The following is a 24,588-nucleotide window of genomic DNA, read 5'->3' as shown; positions in this document are numbered from 1 at the left end:
TTATATGTTTGTAAATAGATTAGTACACCGATTTAACTTAGCTGTCAAGCCACGGTGCTCTACAAGGCATGTCACCACGTGAGGCAGGGCCGCTCCCGCCCATGAATCCAGTCAGGCCCGTCCGGCAGATGGTCCTGCAGCCGACGAGGCTGCAGACAGAACAAGAGGATGGCCGCGCCAACCCTTCTGCCCACACGCCGCAGCCCCTGCCGACGCACCGGCAGGTAAAGTCAAAAGAGAAAGGCGGATCATGCGCTTCAACCTCGAAAGTCCTTTCTGGCAGTTCGTGAACACCCTTCTCAGATTCACTGCCCTGAATCTGCTCTTCGTCGTCACCTGCATACCCCTGATCACGATAGGTCCCGCCCGCAGCGCCCTCTACGGCACGGTCTTCGCCTATGACGACCACGAGGACATCCCCCTCTGCCGACAGTACCTGCAACGCTTCGTCCGGGAGTTCAAACAGTCCATCATCGCCTTCATCATCCACGCGGCGCTGGGGGGCATCGTCATTTACTCCCTGACCTTCTGGCTGAGCATGAAGGGGGCGATGATCTATCCCGCCCTCATTATCCTGATCATCGGAACCGTCCTTCTAATCTTCTCATACGAGTTCTTCTACCCCCTGCAGTCCCGCTACACCAATACGGTCTGGGGTTTCTTCAAGTTATCCGTAGGGGTTCCCATGGGGATCCCCCTCTATGCCATCTGCCTTTTGGCCATCGACGTGGCCTTCGCCTTCCTCGTCTACTATGTGCCCTTCCTGCGGGTCCTAGCCATCATCTTCGGCTTCTCCTGGCTGGCATACGCCAAGTCGCTGATCTATCTACGAGCCTTCGACCGTTTCGAGCGGGGCGCCAAGGGGGACACCCAGACCACCTACAAGAACGGTTCCCTGTGAGGCTGCGAGGAAGTAGCGCATGGCACGACCAGGACGGTGCCGTCACCTCCCACCCAGCCCACTGAATGGCAGGTCACACTTCGCATGGATTGGCTGCGCATAGGTCGCGCGCATAAACCGCAGTTGCGTCCGAACTGCATGAGGGCATACAGGGTGCGGAAAGAGGCGGCGCCTGCCGACCTCAGAGCCTGGCGGGCACCGCCCCCTCGCTAACCGATGGGCCCCGGCCCTGCTGACGGATCCTGAACCGCCGGGTGGACCGAAGTCGTGGAATCACTTGGTCCTGTTCTCGTACTCCTTCACGATGTCCTGGCGTGCCTTGGTCTGGGCCTTGGCGTTGGCCATGTCGATCTTCTCGATCTTGTCGTAGCCAAGCCCCTTCACATTGTTGCGCATGGTCTTCAGGATGGCGTTGAACTCGTTGTCGTCCTTGGCATAGACCGCCTTCCAGGACTGGGAGACGATCTCGGACTTGACCTGGCCCCGAACTGCGGTGATCTGGGAGTCTTCCTCGGGTGGAATGTATCCTGCTCCGGGGGCGACCACGACCTGTTTGCGCTTCTCCAGATACTCCAAGGCCGTCTTGGCGCCGTCCATGTGGGCGGACCAATCATCCCTCAGGGCGTTGGGCTTTGCCAGTTCGGTTTTCCACAGGGCCGGATTGTAAGTCTCCTCGGTGTTCGGGTCGATGTCGTTCTGGTTCAGCCCCTGGAAGTGCATCATGGAGATGCCCTTGTTGTAGTCACCGCCGCCGAACTCTGCAGGAACCTTCAGCCCGTCGGCCTCGTTCATAGCTTTGAGGCCGAAATCGGTCAGCTTGTTGCCTTCAGAGCTCCTAGTCCAACAGAGCTTTTCCGGACAGACGGGGCCACCTGCGTTCTGGGCCGTGGCATAGACACCCTCAGGCGAGTAGAGCCAGTCGAGGAAGTCGACCAGGCGCTGCTTGTTCTTGGCCTTGGCACCGATTGCCAGTATGGGATCCACCCCATCGGGAGCAAAGCCTTCCGAATAAATGTTCATGTCCTCCAAGGGCGCCAACATGAACCCGATTCCCTTGGCCTTGTTGGCAGCGGAGTTGATGCGGGGCTGGCCCAGCCAGCACCAGATGTCGACCAGCATCTTGCCTTGGCTGGTCTTGGCGGTGACATTGTCCCAGGTCTGGGTTGAGGAATCCGGATCGATCAGACCCATCCTCTGGGCCTTGTTGAGGAAGCGCAGGAGCTGCTCGTAGATGCCGCCCTCCTGGATGGGGGTCTGGTCATCGGAGCCGTCAGCCTTGGTCAGGACCGAGTTCATCGTGTTGTATCCATACCAGGAGGCCATATCCATGGGGAACTTCATCATCTCTCCATCCCAGTCCTTGAAAAGGCTGAGAGCGTAGATGTCCTTCTGGCCGGTGTCGGCCCGGGCCTTGTCCTGCATGAGCTTCATGACGTTGAGGAAGTCGTCCAGGTTCTCGATCTTCGGGTAACCGACCTCACGGTAGTAATCCCAACGGATGTGGGGGGCCGTGCCGGGCTCGTCTCCGGCGTTCGACTTGAGTGGGGACTGCGAGGACACATTTCCGGGGATGCCCCAGACGCCTTCCTTGCCGGCCACCTTGGTCACCCTGTCCAAGGCTCCCTTGTACTTCTTCAAGTACTTCTCGTTCTTGATGTAGGGGGTCAGGTCAGTGATCAGATCGGCCTTAACCAGCTTCTGCAGGCGGCCATTGCCCGTATGGGTCAGGATCAGGTCGCCCAGGTTCCCGGCTGCCGAACGGGTCTCGAAGAGCGTCTCGCTGTTGCCGGTGACACCCGGTGCGATGACCTTGAGCTTGATGTTGAACTTGTCCTTGATCAGCTTGGCGAACCAGCCCTTCTGAATACCCTGGGCCGTGGCGTCCTGGGAGAACATCTCGACGGTCATTTCAGAGTGGTCGTCCGGGCCATCGCTTGAATTAGCGCCGCCGCCACAGCCCGCCAGGGACATGGCACCGGTGATGGCGACGGCGATCGCCGCCATCGCTTTTTTCTTGAGGTTCATGGATTCTCTTCTTTCTTTGTCATCCGCCACCCAACCAGTGGCGTCTCTTACCGCCGTCCGGATTTCCCCGGTCGGGATCACCTGCCGTGCTGTGCCTCCCATTCCTTGACGATCTCCTGACGCGCCTTGGTCTGAGCCTTGGCGTTGGCCATGTCGATCTTCTCGACCTGCTCGTAGCCAAGCCCCTTCAGGTTGTCTCTCATGGTCTTCAGGATGGTGTTGAACTCGTTGTCATCCTTGGCGTAGACAGCCTTCCAAGACTGGGAAACAACCTCGGACTTGACCTGGCCGCGCAGGGCCTTGATGGATGAGTCATCGGTCGGGGCCACGAAGCCCGCCCCAACGGCGACCATGGCCTCGTCGTGATTCTGCAGCCACTCCAGAGCGGTCTTGGCACCGCCCATGTGAGCGGACCAGTCATCCCTCAGGGCATCGGGCTTGGCCAGCTCGGACCTCCACAGCTGGGGGTTATAGGTCTCCTTGGTGGTTGGGTCGATGTCGTTCTTGTGGATGCCGGTGAAGTGCATCATCGACACTCCCTTGCCGTACTGGCCGCCGCCGAACTCGTCAGGCACCTGCTGGCTTCCGCTCGAGTCTCCCTCGGCTGCCAGGCCGAACATGGCCTTGACGCCCAGGTCGGTCATCTTGTTGCCGTCCTTGGTCCGCTCCCAGCACATCTTCTCTGGGCAGGCCTGTCCCTGGGCGCCGGTGGCCGTGGCGTAGACACCCTCGGGCGAGTAGAGCCAGTCAATGAAGTCGACCAGGCGCTGCTTGTTCTTGGCCTTGGCACCCACGGCGATGACCGGGTCGTGACCGTCGGGCATGAACCCGTCCACGTAGACCTTCAGGCCAGGTACGGGGGCCAGCATGAATCCAATCCCCTTGGCCTTATTACCCACGGTGTTGACCGCCGGCTGGCCTAGCCAGCTCCAGATATCAGCCAAAACCTTGCCCTGGTGGACCTTCTGGGAGATGTTATCCCAAGTCTGAGTGGAGGAATCCGGATCCACCAGGCCCATCCGGGAGGCCTTGTTGAGGAAACGCAACATCTGCTCGTAGATGCCGCCCTCCTTGGTGACAGGCTGGTCGTCCTTCCCGTCGGCCCGGGTAAGGACCGTGTTCATGGAATTGTACCCGTACCAGGAGGCCATATCCATCGGATACTTCATCATTTCCTGGTCCCAGTCCTTGAAGAGGCTGAGGGCGTAGATGTCTCTCTTCCCGGTTTTCTCACGGGCCTTGTCCTGCATGAGCTTGAGAACGTTGAGGAAGTCATCCAGATTGTTCATCTGGGGGTAACCCACCTCGCGGTAATAATCCCAGCGGATGTGGGGGGCCGTGCCTGGCTCGTCACCGGCGGAGGGTTTGGAGGGGGACTGGGTGGCCACATCGGACGGGGCCCCCCAGATGCCATCCTTGCCCGCCACCTTGGTGACCCTGTCCAGGGCACCCGGGAACTGCTTGAGGTGTTTCTCGTTCTTCATGTAAGGGGTCATATCGGCAATCAGGTTGGCCTTGACCAGCTTCTCCAGACGACCGTTGTCTGTGTTGGTCAAAATCAGGTCGCCCAGGTTGCCTGTGGCCGCCCTAGTCTGGAAGATGGTCTCCGCATTACCTGTCTGAGCAGGGGCCACCACCTTCATCTTCATATTGAACTTGTCCTTGAGTATCTTGGCAAACCAACCCTGCTGCTCCCCCTGGGCGGTGGCGGACATGGAGAACACCTCCACCTCCATCAGGCCCTTGTCGTCGGCCCCCTCGTTGCTGCCCCCACCGCCGCAGCCTGCAAGGGCCAAAGCCAGGGACAGGGTCAAGGCCATCGCCATTGATGCCTTCTTCTTGAGGGACATGGTCCCTCCTTTCTTTTCTTCTTCTTGATTGTTGTTGCTTGGTCCTTCCGGAATGATCTGCCCCGCTTAGGAAGGGGTCGGCTCCCCCGTTCCGTTTTCCCTTCTCGATCGGCCGGAACCATCCGCCCCACTAACGTCTCCCACTGGCGGGTCCGTCCGAATGCCATCCCGGCCGAATGCCGTCTTGCGGGAGGGCGTACGGTTCACCCCTTGACGGCGCCGAGCATCATGCCCTTGACGAAGTAACGCTGGAAGAAAGGATAGACGAAGAGGATGGGCAGGACCACGATCACAGCGACAGTCATGCGGATCGAGGTCGGGGTCTGCTGTGTGGCCATGGCGGCCGCATTCAGAGCGCTGCCCGTGCCGCTGGCCTTGACCGAGGAAGCCAAAGCGGCTGCCTGGTTGATGTAGAGGTAGAGCACATACTGCAGGGAGTAGAGCTTGAAATCCGACATGTAAAGCAGGGTGTCCTGGAAGGAATTCCACTGGCCCACGGCCGAGAAGATGGCCACCGTGGCCAGGATCGGCGTGCACATGGGCAGTATTATCTTTCTGAAGACGGTCAGGGTGCCGGCGCCGTCCACCTCGGCCGCCTCCTGGAGGGAGGAGGGGATGGATTCGATGTAGGTCTTCACCAGGATGATGTTGAAGGGCTGCACGATGGCCGGCAGGATGTACACCCAGAAGTTGTTGGTCAGACCCAGGTTCTTCATCGTAATGAACATGGGAATCAGGCCGGCATTGAAGTACATGGTGATGATGACGAACCGATACCAGAAGGACCGGTGCCACATCTTCTTCTGAGTGAACATAAAGCCCAGGAAGGCGCTGGCCATGACGGTCAGGGCCGTGCCGATCACGGTACGCCCCAGAGAGACCATGGCAGCATCCCCCAGGCCCTCCAGCTTGAATACGGCCTTGTAATTCTCCAGGTGGAAGCCCTTGGGGATCCAGTTGACATCACCAGCCGCACTCGCATCATTGTCGGAGATGCTGTTGATGATCAGGTAGTAGAAGGGATATGCACAGATGAAGGCGAAGAGGATAAAGAAGGCAATGTTGAAAACATTGTAGACCTTCTCTCCCCCTGATCTGCGAATCAGATGGGACCCGTCCAGGGTCTTGGCGGATGTATCGATGGCGTCACTCATATTTCAGCTCTCCTTTTCCGCTTGGGACCTCAGATGATCGACTCGCCGCGCACACGTTTGGACAGTGTGTTGACACTCAGTAAAAGGACTACGCTGACCAGGGATTTCAGCATGGATATGGCAGTAGCGAGAGAGAGGCTGTTCTGGCCCATGCCCACGTTGTAGACATAGAGGTCAAGCACCTGGATGTGCTTGAGGTTGAAGGCGTTCTGGAAGACGAAGTACTGGTCCATCCCATTGTTCAGGAAGTTGGAAACCGACAGGAGCAGGAGAACGAAGTAGATGGGCATCAACTGCGGAATCGTCACATGGATGATCTGCTGGAACCGGTTGGCGCCGTCCACTTCGGCGGCCTCGTAAAGCTCCGGATCAATGCCTGCGATGCCCGCCAAGTACATGATGGACCCCCAGCCCAGCCCCTTCCACAGACTCCAGGCCAGCATCTTCAGCCAGGTGTGCGAGTCGGAATCAAGGAACTTTATGGGGTCTGTGATCAGGTGGAGGTTCATCAGGGTCTCGTTGACCATGCCGGAGGAGGAGAACATGGCGAATGCCACGGCGTAGACCAGGACCCAGCTGATGAAGTTGGGCAGGGTAGTCAAAGTCTGGATGACGTTCTTGAACCAACGGGCCTTTATCTCGTTGAGGGCGATGGCGAAGAAGAGGGGGAACATGCTGGTCAGGATATTCAGGCCGCTGATTGCGAAGGTGTTGATGAGCACCTGCCAGACCGCACGGAGCTGGGCGGGGTTCTGGATCATCATCTCGAACCACTGGAGGCCCACGAATTTGCTCTTCGACAGAGGGATCGGGGGCTGGTAGTCGAAGAAGGCGTAAACCCACCCGAACAGAGGCAGATAGCTGAAGAGGACTACGAAAATGAGAAGGGGAACGATGAGGAGCCAGAGATTGAAACTCTGGCGCTTAGAGGACTCTGCCCTCCCCGGAAATCGTCTCTTCCTCTTCGGGGCGGGCGCTTGCGCACCACGGGACAGCGTCGCTTCGGACGCGGAAGACCCGACGGTCCGGTCCGAGACGACGCTAACATCTTGATGATTAACCTGCACCCTTCCTCCTTCGGTCAGCTACTTCGCTTCTTCGAGTGCGGTACATGGTCACATGGAATACAGCCATGTATTCCCACTTTGGTCTTCCCAAAGTCTCGTAAATAGGATATTAAACTAACAATTCTTCTTTTGCTAATTAGACTAGCAGGGAAATCCCATTAATCGCAAATAGGAAACGCCTCTTGCTATCACTTCAGCAGGTCTGTCAGGCAGGGCATCCGCGGACAGCAACCCATGAAAAACGGCTGCCTTCCACCCGCCCGTCAGGAGAACCCAACGACCTGGCTGGACCGGAGTTATCGATGACGGCTTCGACGATGGACAACGGTCGTTGCCGTTCCAATGAATAAGACACCGTTGTGAATAAGACGCCGTGGGAATAACCTGCCCTCCCCCTCACAGGCCCAGTGCCGGCCGATGGTTGTGTCTTCCTCGCAAGGGTCTGGTAAAGACCAGCCTGCCGTGAACCAGACTTGTTACAGTTTGAAACGGTTCGTGTTTCAACATAACAGGACGGTCTTTGACAAATGGGATTCATACACTGGCTCATCAACCTACTCAAAGATCCGCGCAGCGCCATCGCGGGGTGGATTGCCATGGGACTGGTGCCCACATATGCATTCATCTTCCTGATCGTCTTCATCGAGACGGGCGTGGTCTTCATGCCCTTTCTGCCCGGTGATTCCCTCCTATTCGCTGCCGGCGTCTTCGCACACGACCCCACCAGCGGAATGGCATTGGATATCCTCCTGCCCGTCGTCTGTTTGGCCCCGATCCTCGGCGACCAGAGCAACTACTTCATAGGGCACTTTTTCGGACGGGCCATTATCAGGTCAGGCAGAGTGAAGGCCCTGACCCCGGAGCGGCTGGCCAAAACAGAGGGGATGATAGATAAGTGGGGACCCTTGGCCGTTTTCTTGGGCCGCTTCTTCCCCTTCATCAGAACCTTCATGCCCTTCATCTCGGGAATCTCAGGAATGAAGTGGAGCCGGTTCACCCCCTTCAGCGTTCTTGGAGGCCTGGTCTGGTCTACCCTCTTCACCCTCCTGGGCTACTTCTTCGGTGGCATCACGGCCGTCCAAGAGCATTTCGAACTGGTCATCATCCTTATTCTGCTCATATCGGTTCTACCCACGGTCATCGGCCTGCTCAAGGCCCGATTCGGCAAAAAACGCGAGAACGCGTCGGAATAAGCACATCCGTCGGGCAACCTTGTCCAGTGCGCATGTCGATGTCAGATCTCCTCCAGGCAATATAAGGCAGGATGATTGTTACCTCCCGCGCCGACCATGAGTATGGCGTCTTAGCAGGAATCCTCCTGACAGCAGGACCCCTTCCGCCAGGACGGCCACCGCATCCGCTGCAATCAGGCCAATTTTCCAGGGACTTGGCGACACGTCGAGACGCGACCGAGGGGGAACCCCGTTCATGGCATTGGAATTGACCGTCATATAGAGTATCCGATGGATGGCCTGACGCATGACGGCCCTCGCAGTCGGGCTGTCATAATCCTCGGCATTGAATCCCGGTGTCTGGATCATGTACATGTCGCTGCCGGCACGCAAGGCCAGGTCTCGCTCCGCATGGGACTTGGACAGGAAGAGGTCGGTGATGACCGCCCCATGAAAGTTCCATTCGCCACGCAGAATATCCGTGAGCATGCCCCGGTGGCCGAAACCAATGACACCTCCAATCAGGTTCTGCGCAGACATGATCCCGGTCGCAGCTCGCATGACCTTCCTATGCCGTTTACCCTCGGCATCCAGGTAGGGCACGGCAGTGACGGCTTCCCGGCAAGCGATCTGGAAGGGTTTGAGGTAGATCTCCCGAATCGCCTGTTCATTGGCCCAGGTGGCCAGCCCCTCTGAGCGGAAGCTTTCCTGATCGTTGAGCGCCATGTGCTTGAGGTAGCTGAACACGCCCTTATCCCCAGCCCCCTGAATGCAGGCGGCCGCCAGCTTGCCGGACAGGAGACCGTCCTCGGAATAGAATTCGTAGACGCGCCCGGCAAAGGGGGAACGGTGTATGTTGACGCCAGGCGCGTACCATCCATTCAGCCCGGCATGCAGCGCCTCCTCGCCCAGGCAGGAGCCCATACGCCGAAGAAGGTCCGTGTTCCAGGTGGCGCCCATCACATTGGCTCCGGCCCAGGAAGATGCTCCCTTGATACTCCAGCCCATGGCCCCGTCCTTGTCGACGGTCATGGGCTTGCCCAGAGAGAAAAGATCCTTGGTCTGGTAGGCGGCCATGAACAGCAGCTGTTGGATATCGCTCCTGTCCTTTTTCCAGTCGATCTGATCCAGAAGCTGCTGCCAGCCCGGATCAGCGTAAGATTTGGCCCGCAGATCGATCAGCGACAAACGGTTCTTACTGCCACTGACCGGATCCTGGTCGCAATGGACCTGACTGGTCTTCCCATTGCCCAGCATCGGGTCGCGGCGGGGATCAAACCGTTCATACCGTCTGAACTCGTCCAAGGCAGACTGAGGGGCAGCCTTGGTGCGCTTTGGAATAGGTCGCGGCTGGCTTCCTCTCCAATCGCTCCGCGTCAGCTGCACCACTGAGGGATCATCCATGTAGGCGTTCAGGCTTTCGAAGTGGTTGCTGATCGGCCTCCATGTGCCCGACTCCGGCTTGCACATGGGTCTTCCCTCGTCATCAAGCGAGGACTGCGCCAGACGGTCGCCCGCCGGAAGATGCTGCCCTTGAAAAATCTGAGTGCAATCAACTGTTACCGTGGCCGAGTCGATCAGATCGTGAGCATTGGCCTTCAGCTGGATCGTATAGTCGCCCGCCTCAAGTACATAGGCACCAATGGTGCCGTCTTCGTTGGCATGATGATAGTCATATGAAGCCATGTCATCACGCAGAAAGGCGAGTATAACCTCTTGGCTGCCTCCGGGCTCAAGGGTCCCGGTTTTGGCGAAGGCAGCCAGGACTGTGGCGGATTTCTCGATATGCTCTGCTCTGTCATGCTCGGTATAAGGAGCCGAATAATATAGCTCCACCACGTCCTTGCCCGGTCGCGAACCGATGTTGGTTACACTCACTCTTGCTTCAATGAAGCCGTCATCGCGCAGGTGCACACGGTCAAGCGTCTGTCGGAAGCTGGTATAGCTCAGGCCATAGCCGAAAGGATATGCTACGGCGCCCGGCGACTCCACTGCTCCTTTGCCGTCCAGTTGTCCATAACTGAACTCCGAGTCTTCAAGGGCTGCGGTCTCATAATACCGGTATCCCAGGTAGATGCCTTCCCGGTATTCGACAAAAGGCCTGTCGATGGTTCCGAAGCCGCCATGGGGCACCAAATCGCCGATAAGGGTCCGATCGGTAACAGAGGCGTTGTTGTAGTGGAACTCACCGAAGTCAGCAAAAGTAGGATCTGCAGTGAAATCGGTGGGGTAGGTATCGGTCGTCCTTCCCGATGGGTTGACCGCGCCGGCCAGAATGTCGCTGAAGGAGTCAAATCCTCGTGATCCGACCGTTCCGATCCACAGGATGGCGTCGACTTCATGAGGGCCGCCCATCAACGGACTGAGCTCTATCGGGTTGGCCGTGTTCAGAGCCACCACTACTGCGCCGCAGAGCCGCTTAGCCGCGTCGATGGTATCCAGCTCAGCCTTGGTCAGAGCCAGATAGTGGCGGGTCCCGTCCTCATAGGGCTCTGTCCGTTTGTCAATGCCTTCCGACCCGTCCCTCCTTATCATTACCAGTCCCACCGTTCCGGTGACCCACTCTTCCAAGTTCCTATAAATGGATGGATCATATTCCGGGATCTGGGCTGATCGGCCCTTGTCCATGACCGCCTGAAGGGAATTCCTGTCGGCATCCAAGGGCCTGGTGCCCGCAGCTGCTTTAGGATAGGAGGTCTTAGCCGATTGCATGGCACGGCAGGCGCTCTCGTCAATTGAAAAATGCCGGGCAAGGGCCTGGGCCGGGGTCACCCGGTCCCGGTCGGCCGTCGCGGCAGCCCCAGTCCCAGCGTAGGCTGGATCCAGATAGGCCCTGCCAAAAGGCGTAATACAGGTACCTTCCTGCAAGGGCAGGAGATCCTTGTTCTTGAGAAGCACGATGCCTTCGTTGGCCATCTCCTGGGAGACATGGTCGCTGGCAGCCTTGGCCGTCTGGAGCGAATCTGTGACAGGCTGGTAGTACCTTGCGTCCCAGCCATGGGTCCCCGGAGCTCTGTCAATTCTTAATTGTCCTGGGCCAAGGTAACTGTCCAAAACGTTAGCGAACAGTTTTCCAGCCACGTTCCCAGCTCCCATGACCAAGGGCAGGGCCACTGCCAGAACCGACCGGGCCTTTTCTCCGGAACCAGATCGACACAGCCTGCCATCAATCTTTCTATTCATAGGACCCTCCCTTGCCTAGTAATGTGAATAAACGCCCATCCCGCCGATTCCCGCAGTGAAAGCGAGAAACCGACGGGCGGCTGAGCTCAGACAGCCAATGGATCCGTACCGGGTCGAACCAGAACCGGCAGCGTGTGGTAGTCGTAGGTCTCCTCATACCAACGGCCTGGCTCATAGCTCTTGTGAGTGAGAAGATTAGTCCAAGGCTTTCCTGACTGGTCGCCGCCGGCATCCGGCACGTAGAAGCGAGCGCTGCCATCCTCAGAGAAAATGGGGGCCACCAGGATGTCATCACCCAGCATGTATTGAGTGTCAATGTCCTCGCAGGTGGGATCGTTCTGGAATTCAAGAACCATAGCCCGCATCATGGGCAGTCCAGTCTCATGGGTCTCCATGGCCATCTTTTTGAGGTAAGGAACCAACTTGAGTTTGAGCTTGGTGAATTCTCGGGCCACGTCCACAGCCTCGTCGCCGTAAAGCCAAGGCACCTTGTACTCCCGGGATCCATGATAACGAGAGTGGGAGGAAAGAAGACCGAACTGGGTCCAACGCTTATACAGGTCAGGGGTGGGCTTGTCCTCGAATCCTGCGATATCATGACTCCAGTAGCCGAAGCCCGACATGCCGAAGGACAAGCCGGCCCGGAGGGATTCGGCCATGGACGGATAGTTGGACCAGCAATCGCCGCCCCAATGCACAGGGAACTGCTGACACCCCGCCGTGGCCGAGCGAGCGAAGAGGATGGCCTGGTCGACGCCCTTGACCTGGGCAACCAGATCATAGACCGCCTTGTTGTAAAGGTAGCTGTAGTAGTTGTGCATGATGTGCGGATCCGAACCGTCGTGGAAAACGACACCTTCAGCAGGAATTCGCTCGCCGAAATCAGTCTTGAAGCAATCCACGCCCTGGTCCATAAGGTGCCTGAGCTTGCCTTGATACCAGGCGGTGGCCTCAGGATTGGTAAAGTCCACAATGGCCATGCCCGCCTGCCACTTGTCCCACTGCCAGACTTGGCCATCGGTTTTCCTGATGAAGTAGCCTTTGGCAGCACCTTCGTCGAAGAGCGGCGACTTCTGGCCTATGTAAGGGTTGATCCAAACACAGACCTTCAGCCCGCGGTCGTGAAGCCTGGCCAACATTCTCTCAGGATCAGGGAACTTGTCCGGGTCCCAGATAAAGTTGCTCCACTCAAGTTCCTTCATCCACCGACAGTCAAAATGGAAGACGCTCAAAGGGATGTCTCGCTGGGTCATGCCATCCACGAACTCCATCACGGTCTTCTCATCGTAATCAGTGGTGAATGAGGTCGACAGCCACAAACCGAAGCTCCAGTCGGGCACCAGAGGCGGCTTCCCAGTCAAATCAGTGTAGGTGTTCAGCACGGATTTAAGGTCTGTGCCGCCGATGACGCTATAGGCCAGCTCCTGACCCGGCACAGAGAACTGGACCCTGGTGACGCGTTCCGACCCAACCTCGAACGAGACCTCGTCAGGACTGTCGACGAAGAGTCCGTAGTTTTTATTGCTCAAATAAAAGGGGATGTTTTTATAGGCCTGATCGGTATCGGTGCCTCCGTCGGCATTCCAGATATCGACACTTTGGCCGTTCTTGACGAAACTGGTGAAGCGCTCGCCCAGGCCATAGATCTTCTCGCCGACCGCCAGATCCATCTGGTCGGACATGAAGACCTTACCTTGGGGATTGACCACCATGCCCTTGGAGCGGAAGCCGGTACTGGTTATAACCTTGCCATCGAAAGAATATTTGAACGAAGGGAAGTCACCCTTGTCGACTTTCAAACTCAGGCGTCCGGAAGTGAAAGTCCAACCCTGATCATCTTCATTGATGATAACATCCGGATCGGTCGCATTCAGGCCGAAGGCCGGACAATGGCTTCGATCCGTCCGGTAATTGATCAGACGCGTAGTGATGATGTCAGTCCTGGGGCTGGTTATCTCAATGGTCATGATGCCGCCATCGACCGTTTGCCCAGCCTCATGGATGGGCCAACCGTACGGACAGTACAGGGTAAGCTTTCTAGGTTCGATCTTGGCCTGGTAGACATTGGCCGCGTAACGGACATCAAAGCCTTTTTTGACCATCCACATGCCATCTAGAAACTTCATGGTTTGCTCCTTTGCTTGCTTCGTTGCTTCATTGTCGGGTTACTACAGATGCTCATCTGAAGATGCCAGAGCCTGCCTACGGGCTGCTCAAATCACCGTCTGAGCCACCAGCTTTCGGTAAGTCTGGGCGCTACCCTTGGGGATCCGGTCATAGGTGCCGCCTGACCGGTCCACAGAACACAGACCGTAATGCATGTCATATCCGCTGATCCACTCGAAGTTATCCAGCAGGGACCAGTGGAAGTACCCCAGGAGCGGAAAGCCATCGCGCGCCAGATCCACTAGGGGCGGCAGAGACCTGCTGATGAAGCGGGAACGCACCTGGTCATCGCCGGTGCATACCCCGTGCTCGGTCACTAGGACGGGTAGACCGATCAGCTCCCGTATGTAGATCAGGGCATTGACCAAAGAGCCAGCACAGACCGGTGCACCGGATTCGCTGATATCGACCCCTTTCGGAGTTGCCAGTGGACCTTGATCGCCCATGGTTTCGCGTTCATAGTTTTGCACCCCAATGAAGTCATCACCTTGAACGGCCCGGATCCAAGGCCGATAACAGGCATCTCTTCGGGCCTGAGCCAGGGACTTACCCTTCTCACTGACATAGCTCTCGTCAATGACCGCCAGAGACAGGCCGACTGGCAGGTTCGGGCACTGGGAACGTATTGCTTTCACCGCGCAAGCATGAGCATTCCGGAAGCCCAGCTCCAATTGCTCGACTTCATCGGGAATCACCACATTACCAACACGATAACGCTCGACGCCAGCCTTGCGGCTGGCTGCTTCCAAGCATCGACGCTGGGCTTCAACAGCCTGGACAGATAGAGCACCAGTGCTGAGGACCCTGGGCAGATTGGGTTCATTAAATGTTACAGCCATGGCCACCCGATCACCCAGGACCTTCAGGACCCTTATGCACTCATCGGCAAATAAGGAGGGGGCATCAGGATTAAACCAGCCTGCCTTGGCACCGAACCATTGCGGACAGGCGAAATGGCTGAGAGTAATCAACGGGATGATGCCACGCTCCAGACACCCGTCGACCATGCGGTCGTAATGGTCCAGAGCGGATTGGTCCACGACCTTTTCCTCAGGTTCTATACGCGCCCATTCCACCGAAAACCTGTAGGCATTCAAGCCTATGCCCGCAACCAGGTCCAAATCATCCTGCCAGCGCTCCCAGCTCTTGCAAGCCGACCCTGCCGGTTCCTTGAAAACCGTCGGTTGCACATGCTCCAGAAAGCTGATATCGGATGTGGTGTCGCCTCCATCCACCTGGTGCCCGGCTGTGGAAACTCCCCAAAGAAAATGATCAGGAAACACTCTTGCCACGGTTGCCCCTCCTCTTGCTTCAAATCAATCATTGATCAAAATCCTGGTTCTTGGCCTGTCCTGCTGTGACAAGCCCATGCCTCTGCAGAAATCCGGCTACAGCACTCTCGATGGCTTCAGCATCCAGGAGGAAACCCTGCTGTGATGCGACCTGAGGAAGTTCGTCGACAGGAGCATCCAGCCAAGGTTTTGCAGCGGCGCAAAAGCTGAGATCGGCCTGACTGCCTCTGTAGGAAGGAGAGTCAGTGGCCAACAAGGTCCGGATCAGATCAGCCAGCAGATCGGGGGCATCAATCAGGTCGCGTATGGCGCTAATCCGAGTTTGCCTCTTCGCTCTGGCGTTAGGATCCGGCAGGGTCCAGGAATAATCGCCATGGTCGCAACGACCACTGACGCCCCCTGGCAATGCCAGAGTCGCACTGACGCCGACCGGCAGCGACAAATGCACATCGACAGCGGCGCTGGAATCCTGGCGCTGCCAGGACAGATTCACCGGCCCGTATGGGGTTACCAGACGGAGTTCAGCGAATGAAAGCTGCGGGATTATCAGTGGAGCTGCAGTGACCTTGCGCCAACCGGCCGCATCCATACGCAGGCCAGCCAGCCCCTGAATCAGCCAGGAGACCACAGAACCCAGAGCGTAATGGTTGAAGGAGGTCATGCCATTAGGGTTGATTGACCCATCGGGCAGCATTGAATCCCACCGTTCCCAAACCGTGGTAGCGCCCATATCCACCTGGTATAGCCAGCCAGGGCAATGGTTTTGAAGGACCATCCGGACAGCCAGGTCGGCATGTCCGCTGATGGTCAGCGCCTGGCATATGAACGGCGTGCCCAAGAATCCGGTGGAAATACGGAATCCGCTGGCTCTTACCAGATCCGCCAGGCGTTCGCCCGCTCCTTGACGTTGTCTGTCGGTCTCCAACAGATTCCAATCCAAGGCAAAAGAATAGACTGAGGGGCAATCCGAAAGAATGCGCCCATTCGGGCTGACATATTCGTCGCGAAAACCCTGAGCCATGCCATCAGCCAAGGACCGATAATGTTGCTCCTCAGTCCTTTGCCCCAAGCAGGCATGGGCCCGGGCAACGAGAGCGGCCGAATGGGCAGCGAAAGCAGTGGCGACCACGTCGGGATTGGCTTTGGATTTCATGGGCTCGTCCGCCGGCGCATCAGGATCCAGCCAATCGCCGAATTGAAAGCCTCCCTGCCACAGGCCTCGACGGGTCAGAGTCTGGACTCCGTCGACGAACCGGTCCATCATGGGCAGAAAGCGGCGAAGTACGTCTGCATCGCCAGTCGCCCTGTAAAGAGCCCAAGGTACCAGCACCGATGCGTCGCCCCATCCGCAGGTCAGACGAGGTCCATCCAGAACATCAGGGACCACCAGTGGAATGCCCCCATCTTCTGCCTGGCTGTTAGCCATGTCAGTCAGCCAGGAGGAGAGGAAGGCATCAGCATCGAAAAGCTCAAGTGCGGATGGCGCGAACATGGCGATGTCTCCGGTCCATCCCAGACGCTCATCCCTTTGTGGACAGTCGGTGGGCACGGTGATGAAATTATCCATGGTGGACCAACGGACGTTCTCGAACAAACGGTTGAGTCGGGCGTCCGAACAAGTAAAGGACGCAGTGGGCTCCATGGCAGCCGAGATAAGGCAGGCTTGAAAATCACCTGCCTTCACATCGGCATCGGGCTCCAAGCCCTCCACCTGCACATAGCGGAACCCATGCTGGGTGAACATAGGCTCGACCATTTCGTTGGCAGCGCCGGAGAGAATGTACTCGTCGGTGGCCTTTGCCCGGCGCAGGGGTTTCAGAGCCAGTTCCCCATGATCCAGGACCTCGGCATGGCGCAGACGCAGGCGGTCGCCAGACTTGCCTCCTCTGACCACCATACGGACCCAGCCGGCAACGTTCTGCCCGAAGTCGATGACTGTTCGGCCTGATGGAGTGGTGATGATTTTCTGACCTGGCACACGACGAATGATCCGCGCCTGAGGGGCCTCCTGAGGTCTGATGCGCGCGTGGGGCATGGGCATCAGTTGTACGGGGCGTACAGCTCCTTGGGCTTCCAGCAGGGGAATTCTCATATCCCTGCATTCGCCGTCGTAGAGGTCATTCGACCTTATCGGCGAGGGATGCCAGGTCCATTGATCATCGCCGCTCAGGACCTGTTCCCCCCGACTGTCCAACCACTCCAGCTGGGCCATGAGCCACAGGCGATCACCATAGAAATCAGTGAGGCGCTGCCAACCTAGGTGCCCCCGGTACCAGCCGTTGCCCAACAGGACATCCAGCCGGTGGCTGCCTGGCATCAGTACATCAGTCAAATCGTAGGTCAAAGCATTGATTCGGTGCCGGTAATCGGTCCAGCCCGGACATAGCTGATCCTGACCGATACGTTGACCGTCCAAATAAGCAACAAAGAGACCTCCTGCCGTCAAATGAATCCGGGCCTTGGCACAGGTTCCTTCCACAGTAAACATTCTGGAGAGCACCGGTGCTGGGTCTGCTCTTCCGACTGGATCATCTGGCGACACCGGACAGCCCGACCACTCTTGGTTAGAGAGGAGACCGCATTCAACCCATGCTGTGTCCGACCAAGGCGACCAGATGCCATCTTGGCCAGCGACCCTGACCCTTACAGCGGCGGATTCTCGGGACTCCAATGGCTCACCGGGCCAGGGCAGACAGATCTGATCCGCCACATGCAGGCGATGTACGCTCACACGACCGTGATGATCAGTGATCTCAACTTCAGCATCTTCTTGCCTCCAGCCTTCAGGCGCCCTCAACAAGCGCCAGGACAAGGACGGGCAAGGCTGGCCGTAGCCCAATGCGCAACCGGTCCAAGCTCGGTGCCCGAACCGGACCGGCGATACTTCCAGCCTTGCCGAATCAACCATTATCGATGCCCTTCCTTGCTTGCCTTTCGGCCGATTACTACTTCACGCCCTTGATCAGCGGGATGGCAAGAACGCTGCAAAGGCTCAGAGCCGCCGCGATAAACCAAAGCAGTCCGTAGTTGTGCCCGCCAGCGGTGTTGATGATCATAGGGGCCGCAGCCAGAACGACCACACTGGACAGGTTGATTGCCAGCCCGAAAACGCTCATGTCCTTGCCAGTGTCCTCGCTGTTAGGCAGGACGGCCGCGCACAGCGCCAGATCAACGGTCAAGTACATGGCCTGACCCACAGCGAACAGTTCCCATGCTATAAGGAACTGTGTGAAATTGTGAGAAGTCGCACCAAGGCAGAGGGCCGCCGCCATAAGGATGGAAGCCAATATCACGAAGGGCTTCTTGCGTCCCAAATGATCTGTCAGGAATCCGGAGCCCGTGAAGAAGATGATGGAAATAGGCGCCGAGCACAAGGTCAGGAAACCAGCCTTGCTGCCTACCTGATTCAGGGGGATATGCAGTCCAGAGATCAGGTAGTAAATGAAATAGGACTGTATAGCGGCCATGGCCAGACCGACCAGGAACCGCGATAGCCAGGTCCAGCCGAAATTCGGGTATTTCCTCGGGTTGACAAAGAAGGTGCCTATGAATTTCTGCACGTTCATAGGCGGCACCTCGCTCCTGGTCTTGGCAGGATCCTTGTAAAGCAGCAACAGGGGAAGGGATGCAACCAGGCCCAACAGCACTGGAACCGTCATCAGCAGAAGACCATTGCCTACCAGAGCACCGGTAAGATAAGTACCGACCGAGAAAGCGAGGGCTCCGCACAGGCCCATCAAACCCATGACCGTGCCACGACGGTTGTCGGGCAGCCCTTCGACAGCGATCACCGAATAGGCATTGAAGGCCGACTGCATGCCCATGGCCGACAGGATGAAGAAGACTCCCATCACCCAGACGTTGCTGGACAAACCGACCACGGCCCCGCAGACGATGGAAAAGAGCAGTCCGCCCAGAATCCAGGGCCTGCGACGACCAAAGCGGCTGATTGTACGGTCTGACAGAGCGCCGGCCAGGGGCATCATGAAGAGCATGAGGAATGTGCTCACCGAGGTTATATGGCTGTAGACCGAATCTTTCCTGTCCGGCATGATCGCTGCGATATGCAGCGACAGCGCCGTGCCCAGGCTCATGTTCATAATGTAGAGGCCAATGGCCGCAATGAGCACCAGGACGATCGTCTTGCGAGGGTTGGGAAATTCAGGTGGGAGATATCCAGGATCGCGACTGGGCTGCACTGCCTTATCGGTATCTTCGACACTGGCATGTGCCTGCTCTGACGGCCCAACCGTATCCACCGGAGCAGCAGGTTCTCCGACCTTGGGCCCATTCGGGGACTGATCCCTGTCTCGCTCAACTGCATTGCTCATCGCAAGCCCTCCTTTGGACTTCTTGCCATCGGCCGACGTGACGTACTCGACCTTGAAACGTTGACCTCCCGCCCAAGTCCCGTCGCCGCACTGACCTACCCATAAATCATGGACTTTGGACAGACACAGGTGACAGGATTACGGACGGAACTCGGACTCTGTCCGCACCGGCTCGTGTGATCCGTCATGCCTGCCTCCTGTGGGTTGATTTTGTTGTATAGGTTTTTCATCGCAGATTTGAAACCGACTTCCGCTGAGTGGAAATTCCGTCGTCCTTGCCCTCCCTAGAGCCGTAGCTTGTAAGCAAGATGACCGAGTACACAATGATGTATCAGCAGGAATCAGAGGTCCGGAAGCACAGACGCACCGGCGTGCTGGACCGTACATTCGCGATCCTCGACTGCTTTACTTCCGACGAACCCACACTGACCCTTACACAGATCACCCGGCAGACAGGGCTGGCGGCCAGCACCGCCAGCCGACTGCTGAAGAGCCTGTGCGAACACGGAGCCCTGATACGCGAAAGAAGCGGAGGATACTCCATCGGGCCAAAGCTCATGGAGATCGCTCAATTTGCCCGCCCAATGCTCTCCATCAGGGAGGCAGCCTCGCCGATTCTCGATGATCTAAACAGGACCACAGACCAGCACATCCAGCTGGGCACGCTGGATGGGACGGAGATGGTCATCCTTGATCGCAGAGAGGGCAAATACCCCATACCGATCTACTACCATATAGGCGACCGACTGCCCCTGGCCCCCACAGCAGCGGGCCGGACCTTGCTCGCCTATGCCGGGCCAGGCATCATCGGGCAGGTAGTGGACACCGGGACCTTCACCTGGCCTACCTGGCAGATCCCCCGCCCCACCTCTGATGAGCTGATGGCCTCGCTGGCTCTGATTCGCCAACGCCGTGTCGCGGTACTTCAGACCCCAGGCGCATCGGTTCATTCGGTTGCGGCGCCAATTTTCGGAAGGACCAACGCGGTCATCGCGGCTGTCAGCATCGTTCTATCAGCTGGGAGCACTAGAGTGGAACGTTATGTTCCGCTTATCAAGGCAGGGGCCACTGCCATATCCAGAAGGGTAAACGGACCCAAAACGTCACGGATACTGCCGCCTTGGGACCAAGTCTGAAATGCCGCATGCACAGTTAATTCATACCGAGGATGCCCGCTGATAAGGCGATCTGCTGCACGAACCACAGCGGCGCATCCGACCTTGGGGAACAGCATCAGGCATCAGAGGTCTGAGCTATCGGGTAAGCCATGCTTCACCACAATCACAGAAAAGAAAAAGCCGTGGAGAGAGGCAAGCCTACGAGTGAATCTATCACGAATGAATCGATAGTCATCCCCGACAGCGCGTTGCCGGCAACCCGAAGGAATTGCGTTTGACCGGAGCACGCGCTAAAATCACCTTCTGTTGTTCGGCTGCGGTCGAGCAACGAATGGGGCTGTAGCTCAGTTGGTAGAGCGCTTCGTTCGCATCGAAGAGGTCGGGGTTTCGACTACCCTCAGCTCCACTTTTCAACAGTGATTCCAGGTATACATGCTCGGCCTTTCAGTCGGCTCATCAGTTGTATCTGTTTTTTCATAATCGCTCGTCCGGTTTCTTCCAGGTGAGTTCCCGTTACCGTGAGAACCCATGGACGGGCATGATGAGCGGGATGGCGGTGCGCAACGTGCAGTCCCCCCGCCTGCTTCCGCCGACGAACTGGCATTCGGCACAAACATGACTCAGAGCACCTAAGCCTCCGCCACTTATTCTAATGATTGAACTACAATATTCTTAGGAGGTTCTGCCACAGTTGGCAGGCTCGCTGAGGCGGCATAATACGGATTGTGCCATGCAACTGTATGCATCTGGCTGGTCCTGCTCTGCAGGCAGAGCCTGCCTAGTCACGGAACGGGGGATTGAATTGACAATGGAGCGATTCAGATCATTTATCACGAAGAAAGACAAGACGGGAACGACAGGGTGGGGTCCGGCCCTGGCTGCGGCCACAACGGCCCTGACCGCCATGGGGCTAGTCCTGGCACCTGCGGCGAGCGCGGACACCCAAACCCGCTCTGGAACCAGTCCAGAGACCGTCACGGCCTCGACAACCATCCTATCGAAGACCGGGCTGACGCCCTCTCTTCAGTTCGCCAAGGAGATGGGCAGGGGTTGGAACCTGGGCAATTCCTTCGACGCGGTGGACACCAACTGGTCCTCCCCTGATCAGGGTGAACAGGCTTGGGGGAATCCCAAGGTGACGCCTGACCTGCTCAAGGCCGTCAAGGACAAGGGCTACACCAGCATCCGGATTCCAATGACCGTCTACCGGCGATACCAGGATCTGGGCTCGACCAACAAGGATGGCTACCGTTACCTGATCAATCAGGATTGGCTCAACCGGTATCGCCAGGTGGTCGACCAGGCGACCGGAATGGGGATGCACGTCCTGGTCAACATCCACCACGACTCCTGGATCTGGCTGAAGCAGTGGAATGGTCAGGTCGGAGCCAAGGAGGAAGTCATGTTCTCGGATTTCTGGAAACAGATAGCCCGGACCTTCGCCGATGAGTCGGACAAGGTGGCCTTCGAAACCATCAACGAGCCCCAGTTCAACACCTGGGACTACCCGTCCGCTCAGGAGAAGTTGGACAGATTGAACACGGAGGCGCGCACCATCATCCGCTCCGTGCCCGGCAACGAGCACCGCATGATCGTCATGCCCACCCCTTCTGCCACCCCTTCGGACGAGTACACCAGGCATCTGGCCTCCCTGATCAAGGGCTTTAACGACCCGTACCTCGCGGCTACGGTCCACTACTACAGCGAGTGGCTCTACAGCGCCAACCTGGGGATCACCGGCTTCGACGAGAGGATAGGCACCGATAACCAGGGCCGCCCAACCACGGCCAGGACCTCGGCCGCCGCCACCTTCAAGACCATCCAAGACAACCTGACCAGTCAAGGCATCGGCACCGTGATTGGCGAGTACGGCCTCCTGGGCTATGACACAGGCAGCGACGTGCTCCAGGAGGGCGAAGAACTCAAGTACTACGACTACATGAACCAGATGGCCCGCCAAGACGGAATTGGGCTCATGCTCTGGGACAACGGTTCCATGATTTCACGTCAGGCCCCATATGGGTGGAAGAGTGCCCGGATTGGCGCCGAACTCCAGGCAGCAATGGGTGCTGCCTCCTCCTATGCTACGGGCTCCGACACTATTTATCTTGATTCCGGGGCTCAATCGGGACTGACCATTCCCCTGACCCTGAACGGAAATTCCTTCAACTCGGTCAAGGGCCTCAAGGCCGGTTCCGATTACACCTACAACGCATCCTCCCAGACGGTGACCCTGACCGCCTCCTACCTCAACCGGATCCTGTCGGCCCCTAAGGCACCCGCCTATGGTCAGCTGGCTGATCTGACCTTCACATTCACCGCCGGCGCCGACTGGCATGAGTATCTGGTGCGTGCCAGGCAGGCCGTCTCCTCGCCCGCCCTGGGCCAGCGCAGCGGAATCACACTCCCCATGGATTATGGGGGGAACACCGTCCGCAGGGTCTCCGCCAAGGAATACGGGCGGTCCGTCGGCCCCAACTCTTCCTGGTGGTCTTATCTCCAGGCCGGTTCCACCTTCTCCAGTGACAGGAGGGCCGGCACCTTCACCCTGAGTGGAAACTTCTTCTCCGACCCCAGCGTGACCGATGGAGCCGTGGAAGTGACCATCGAGTTCTTCAACGGATCCTCGATCGTCGTCCCAATGACCGTTTCATCTGGCTCCGTGCAGGCAGGGGCATCGCGCCCGGCCGACCAATAAAGGCAAGAGCGGTGTGTAGTGCAGCGCCCGGCCCCGGACCGATACGAAGTCGGTTCGGGGCCGGGCGTTCATGCTCGTGCCCGTATCAGCTTCGGGGATGGGTCAGGAGGCCGGATCTGGCCACCTGGCCCAGCCAGGCCAAGGAGGGCTTGGGGTGACGCTCGAAGGTCTCATGGTCCACGGAGACCAGACCAAAGGTGGGTTTGTAGGATCCCCACTCGTAGTTGTCCAGGAGGGACCAGTGGAGGTAGCCCTCCACACGCACGCCCTCATCCATGGCCCGATGAAGGCCAACAAGGGCGCCGAAGGTGTAGTCGATCCTCCGACTGTCATCGGCTGTGGCGATTCCATTTTCGGTGACCACAATGGGGGTGTGCTCGGCGATCCGCCAGGTGTGGCGCACAGCCTCCCCCAGAGCGGCAGGGTAATACTCCCAGCCGGTCAGCGTCTTCTCCACATCCTCCGGCACTGGTCGGGGACCGTCGTGGCCGATGAAGGTGCGCAGGTAGGCCTGTACCCCTATGAAATCGTCACCTCGTGCAGCCTGGGTGAAAAAGTCCTCGCGGGGGTAGCGGTACTCTTCCATGTCCTGCTCACAGCCTGGCAGGGCCTGGAAATCCTGACAGGCAATGGTCCAACCGGACTTGATTGCCGGTCGGCGGGAGAGGATTGCCCGAGCCTTCCTGTGGGCCTTGACCAGGAATCCGGAGATGACAGGGTCGGGGGCAGGCAAGGAGGCGGCGGCCATGTCGCTGCCCTCCTGCCCCCCGTGGGTGAGAGCCACCATATTGGGTTCGTTGATCGTGCAGACCCAGGTGACACCTTCCAGAATGGGGATGACGTGCTCCACGTACCGGCCGAAGAGGTCTGCGGAGGCAGGATTGCGCCAGCCTCCTCGCCTGGCCAGCCAGCGGGGCAGGGTCATGTGGTTCAGGGTGACCATAGGAGTCACCCCGGCCTGGAGGCAGGCGTCGATCATGGCTCGGTAGTGCAGGAGCTGGGCCTGGGAGAAGAATCCCTCCTCAGGCTCCACCCTGGCCCACTCCACCGAGAAGCGGTAGGCATTCAACCCGTTGCCGGCCAGGAGGGATATGTCCTCCGCATAACGGTTGTAGCTGTCGTCGGCATCCCCCGAAGGCTCGTTGAGGTCGCTGTCCGGCCGGTGCTCACGCTCCCACCAGTCTGCGTTGACATTGTTGCCCTCTATCTGGTGGGCAGCCGTGGCCGCCCCCCAGAGGAAGTCCTTCGGAAAGTTGTATGCAGGCGTTGGCATGTGAATGTACCTTCCTTCTTGGATTTGGTGGCGACCCCTGCCGGGATCGCCCTTTGAACCGGCCTGTCTGCACCTTCCAGACAGGGACGCCGGCTGTCCCTTGGCCAGATTGCGCGCACTTGCACTCCGAATGCAATTGAATCGCCTGGAAGCTCCCAACACTTTCGGACAGGCGGATTCCCCCTTACTCGATTCGATTGCCGGTAGGTGTACGACACCGTAGCAATGGAGGCGCCGGCATCCTTCCGCCATATCAAAGGTCGCCGCTCTGCGTATGCGCACATCCTGCCCACTCAGCCGAGAAAGACTGCAGGATGACCTGCTGCCAAACAGCTGGCTGCCCAGCTGCCTCCCTTGT

The 24,588-nt window shown here is 58.1% G+C and carries 14 protein-coding genes, 1 tRNA gene and 1 pseudogene; 5 read left to right on the top strand and 11 right to left on the bottom strand.

Annotated features, from left to right (window positions below):
* The first annotated feature begins 250 nt into the window (after window positions 1-250).
* Window positions 251-901, top strand: a complete 651-nt coding sequence (locus tag GYM67_RS00925) for a YesL family protein (protein WP_220236717.1) — start codon at window positions 251-253, stop codon at window positions 899-901.
* A gap of 273 nt (window positions 902-1,174) precedes the next feature.
* On the opposite strand, the gene GYM67_RS00920 is transcribed toward GYM67_RS00925, so the two are convergent.
* The 4 genes from GYM67_RS00920 to GYM67_RS00905 all read right to left on the bottom strand — a co-directional run bounded on the left by GYM67_RS00920 (window position 1,175) and on the right by GYM67_RS00905 (window position 6,715).
* Window positions 1,175-2,926 carry an extracellular solute-binding protein gene (locus tag GYM67_RS00920; RefSeq protein WP_220236716.1) on the bottom strand — a complete coding sequence of 584 codons (1,752 nt, stop codon included), beginning with the start codon at window positions 2,924-2,926 and terminating at the stop codon, window positions 1,175-1,177.
* Window positions 2,927-3,003: 77 nt separating this feature from the next.
* Window positions 3,004-4,776 (bottom strand): extracellular solute-binding protein, encoded by a 1,773-nt coding sequence (locus GYM67_RS00915; protein ID WP_258561518.1) that lies wholly within the window; start codon window positions 4,774-4,776, stop codon window positions 3,004-3,006.
* A 203-nt stretch (window positions 4,777-4,979) separates the two neighbouring features.
* Window positions 4,980-5,930, bottom strand: coding sequence for a carbohydrate ABC transporter permease (locus GYM67_RS00910; protein ID WP_220236715.1), 951 nt, complete (start codon window positions 5,928-5,930; stop codon window positions 4,980-4,982).
* A 29-nt stretch (window positions 5,931-5,959) separates the two neighbouring features.
* The gene (locus GYM67_RS00905; RefSeq protein WP_258561517.1) at window positions 5,960-6,715 is read right to left on the bottom strand and encodes an ABC transporter permease subunit; all 756 of its coding nucleotides are present in this window, start codon (window positions 6,713-6,715) and stop codon (window positions 5,960-5,962) included.
* An 809-nt stretch (window positions 6,716-7,524) separates the two neighbouring features.
* Here GYM67_RS00905 and GYM67_RS00900 point away from each other — a divergent pair.
* Window positions 7,525-8,190, top strand: a complete 666-nt coding sequence (locus GYM67_RS00900) for a DedA family protein (protein ID WP_220236714.1) — start codon at window positions 7,525-7,527, stop codon at window positions 8,188-8,190.
* Window positions 8,191-8,268: 78 nt separating this feature from the next.
* On the opposite strand, the gene GYM67_RS00895 is transcribed toward GYM67_RS00900, so the two are convergent.
* The 6 genes and pseudogenes from GYM67_RS00895 to GYM67_RS00875 all read right to left on the bottom strand — a co-directional run bounded on the left by GYM67_RS00895 (window position 8,269) and on the right by GYM67_RS00875 (window position 19,141).
* Window positions 8,269-11,352: a glycoside hydrolase family 3 N-terminal domain-containing protein gene (locus tag GYM67_RS00895; protein ID WP_220236713.1), complete on the bottom strand. Its 3,084-nt coding sequence runs from the start codon at window positions 11,350-11,352 to the stop codon at window positions 8,269-8,271.
* An 86-nt stretch (window positions 11,353-11,438) separates the two neighbouring features.
* Window positions 11,439-13,478: an alpha-xylosidase gene (yicI, locus tag GYM67_RS00890; RefSeq protein ID WP_220236712.1), complete on the bottom strand. Its 2,040-nt coding sequence runs from the start codon at window positions 13,476-13,478 to the stop codon at window positions 11,439-11,441.
* Between the two features lie 87 nt (window positions 13,479-13,565).
* Window positions 13,566-14,810, bottom strand: a complete 1,245-nt coding sequence (locus GYM67_RS00885) for a glycoside hydrolase family 1 protein (protein WP_220236711.1) — start codon at window positions 14,808-14,810, stop codon at window positions 13,566-13,568.
* A 28-nt stretch (window positions 14,811-14,838) separates the two neighbouring features.
* Entirely contained in the window at window positions 14,839-17,289 is a 2,451-nt protein-coding gene (locus GYM67_RS00880) for an alpha-L-rhamnosidase (RefSeq protein WP_220236710.1), read from the bottom strand.
* Between the two features lie 99 nt (window positions 17,290-17,388).
* Window positions 17,389-17,718, bottom strand: a pseudogene (locus GYM67_RS09480) (glycoside hydrolase family 78 protein); the annotation flags it as partial.
* 37 nt (window positions 17,719-17,755) lie between these two features.
* Window positions 17,756-19,141, bottom strand: a complete 1,386-nt coding sequence (locus GYM67_RS00875; protein ID WP_220236709.1) for an MFS transporter — start codon at window positions 19,139-19,141, stop codon at window positions 17,756-17,758.
* Between the two features lie 308 nt (window positions 19,142-19,449).
* On the opposite strand from GYM67_RS00875, the gene GYM67_RS00870 reads away from it, so the two are divergent.
* The 3 genes from GYM67_RS00870 to GYM67_RS00860 all read left to right on the top strand — a co-directional run bounded on the left by GYM67_RS00870 (window position 19,450) and on the right by GYM67_RS00860 (window position 22,957).
* Window positions 19,450-20,277: an IclR family transcriptional regulator gene (locus tag GYM67_RS00870; RefSeq protein WP_220236708.1), complete on the top strand. Its 828-nt coding sequence runs from the start codon at window positions 19,450-19,452 to the stop codon at window positions 20,275-20,277.
* 315 nt (window positions 20,278-20,592) lie between these two features.
* Window positions 20,593-20,665, top strand: a tRNA-Ala gene (locus GYM67_RS00865).
* 402 nt (window positions 20,666-21,067) lie between these two features.
* Complete coding sequence (locus tag GYM67_RS00860; RefSeq protein ID WP_220236707.1) at window positions 21,068-22,957, top strand: cellulase family glycosylhydrolase; 1,890 nt, start codon at window positions 21,068-21,070, stop codon at window positions 22,955-22,957.
* Between the two features lie 85 nt (window positions 22,958-23,042).
* On the opposite strand, the gene GYM67_RS00855 is transcribed toward GYM67_RS00860, so the two are convergent.
* Window positions 23,043-24,230: a glycoside hydrolase family 1 protein gene (locus tag GYM67_RS00855; RefSeq protein WP_220236706.1), complete on the bottom strand. Its 1,188-nt coding sequence runs from the start codon at window positions 24,228-24,230 to the stop codon at window positions 23,043-23,045.
* Between the last annotated feature and the right edge of the window lie 358 nt (window positions 24,231-24,588).

The organism is Bifidobacterium asteroides, assembly GCF_019469425.1.
Classification (GTDB): Bacteria; Actinomycetota; Actinomycetes; order Actinomycetales; family Bifidobacteriaceae; genus Bombiscardovia; species Bombiscardovia asteroides_I.
This window is presented reverse-complemented; position numbering and strand designations above follow the sequence as displayed.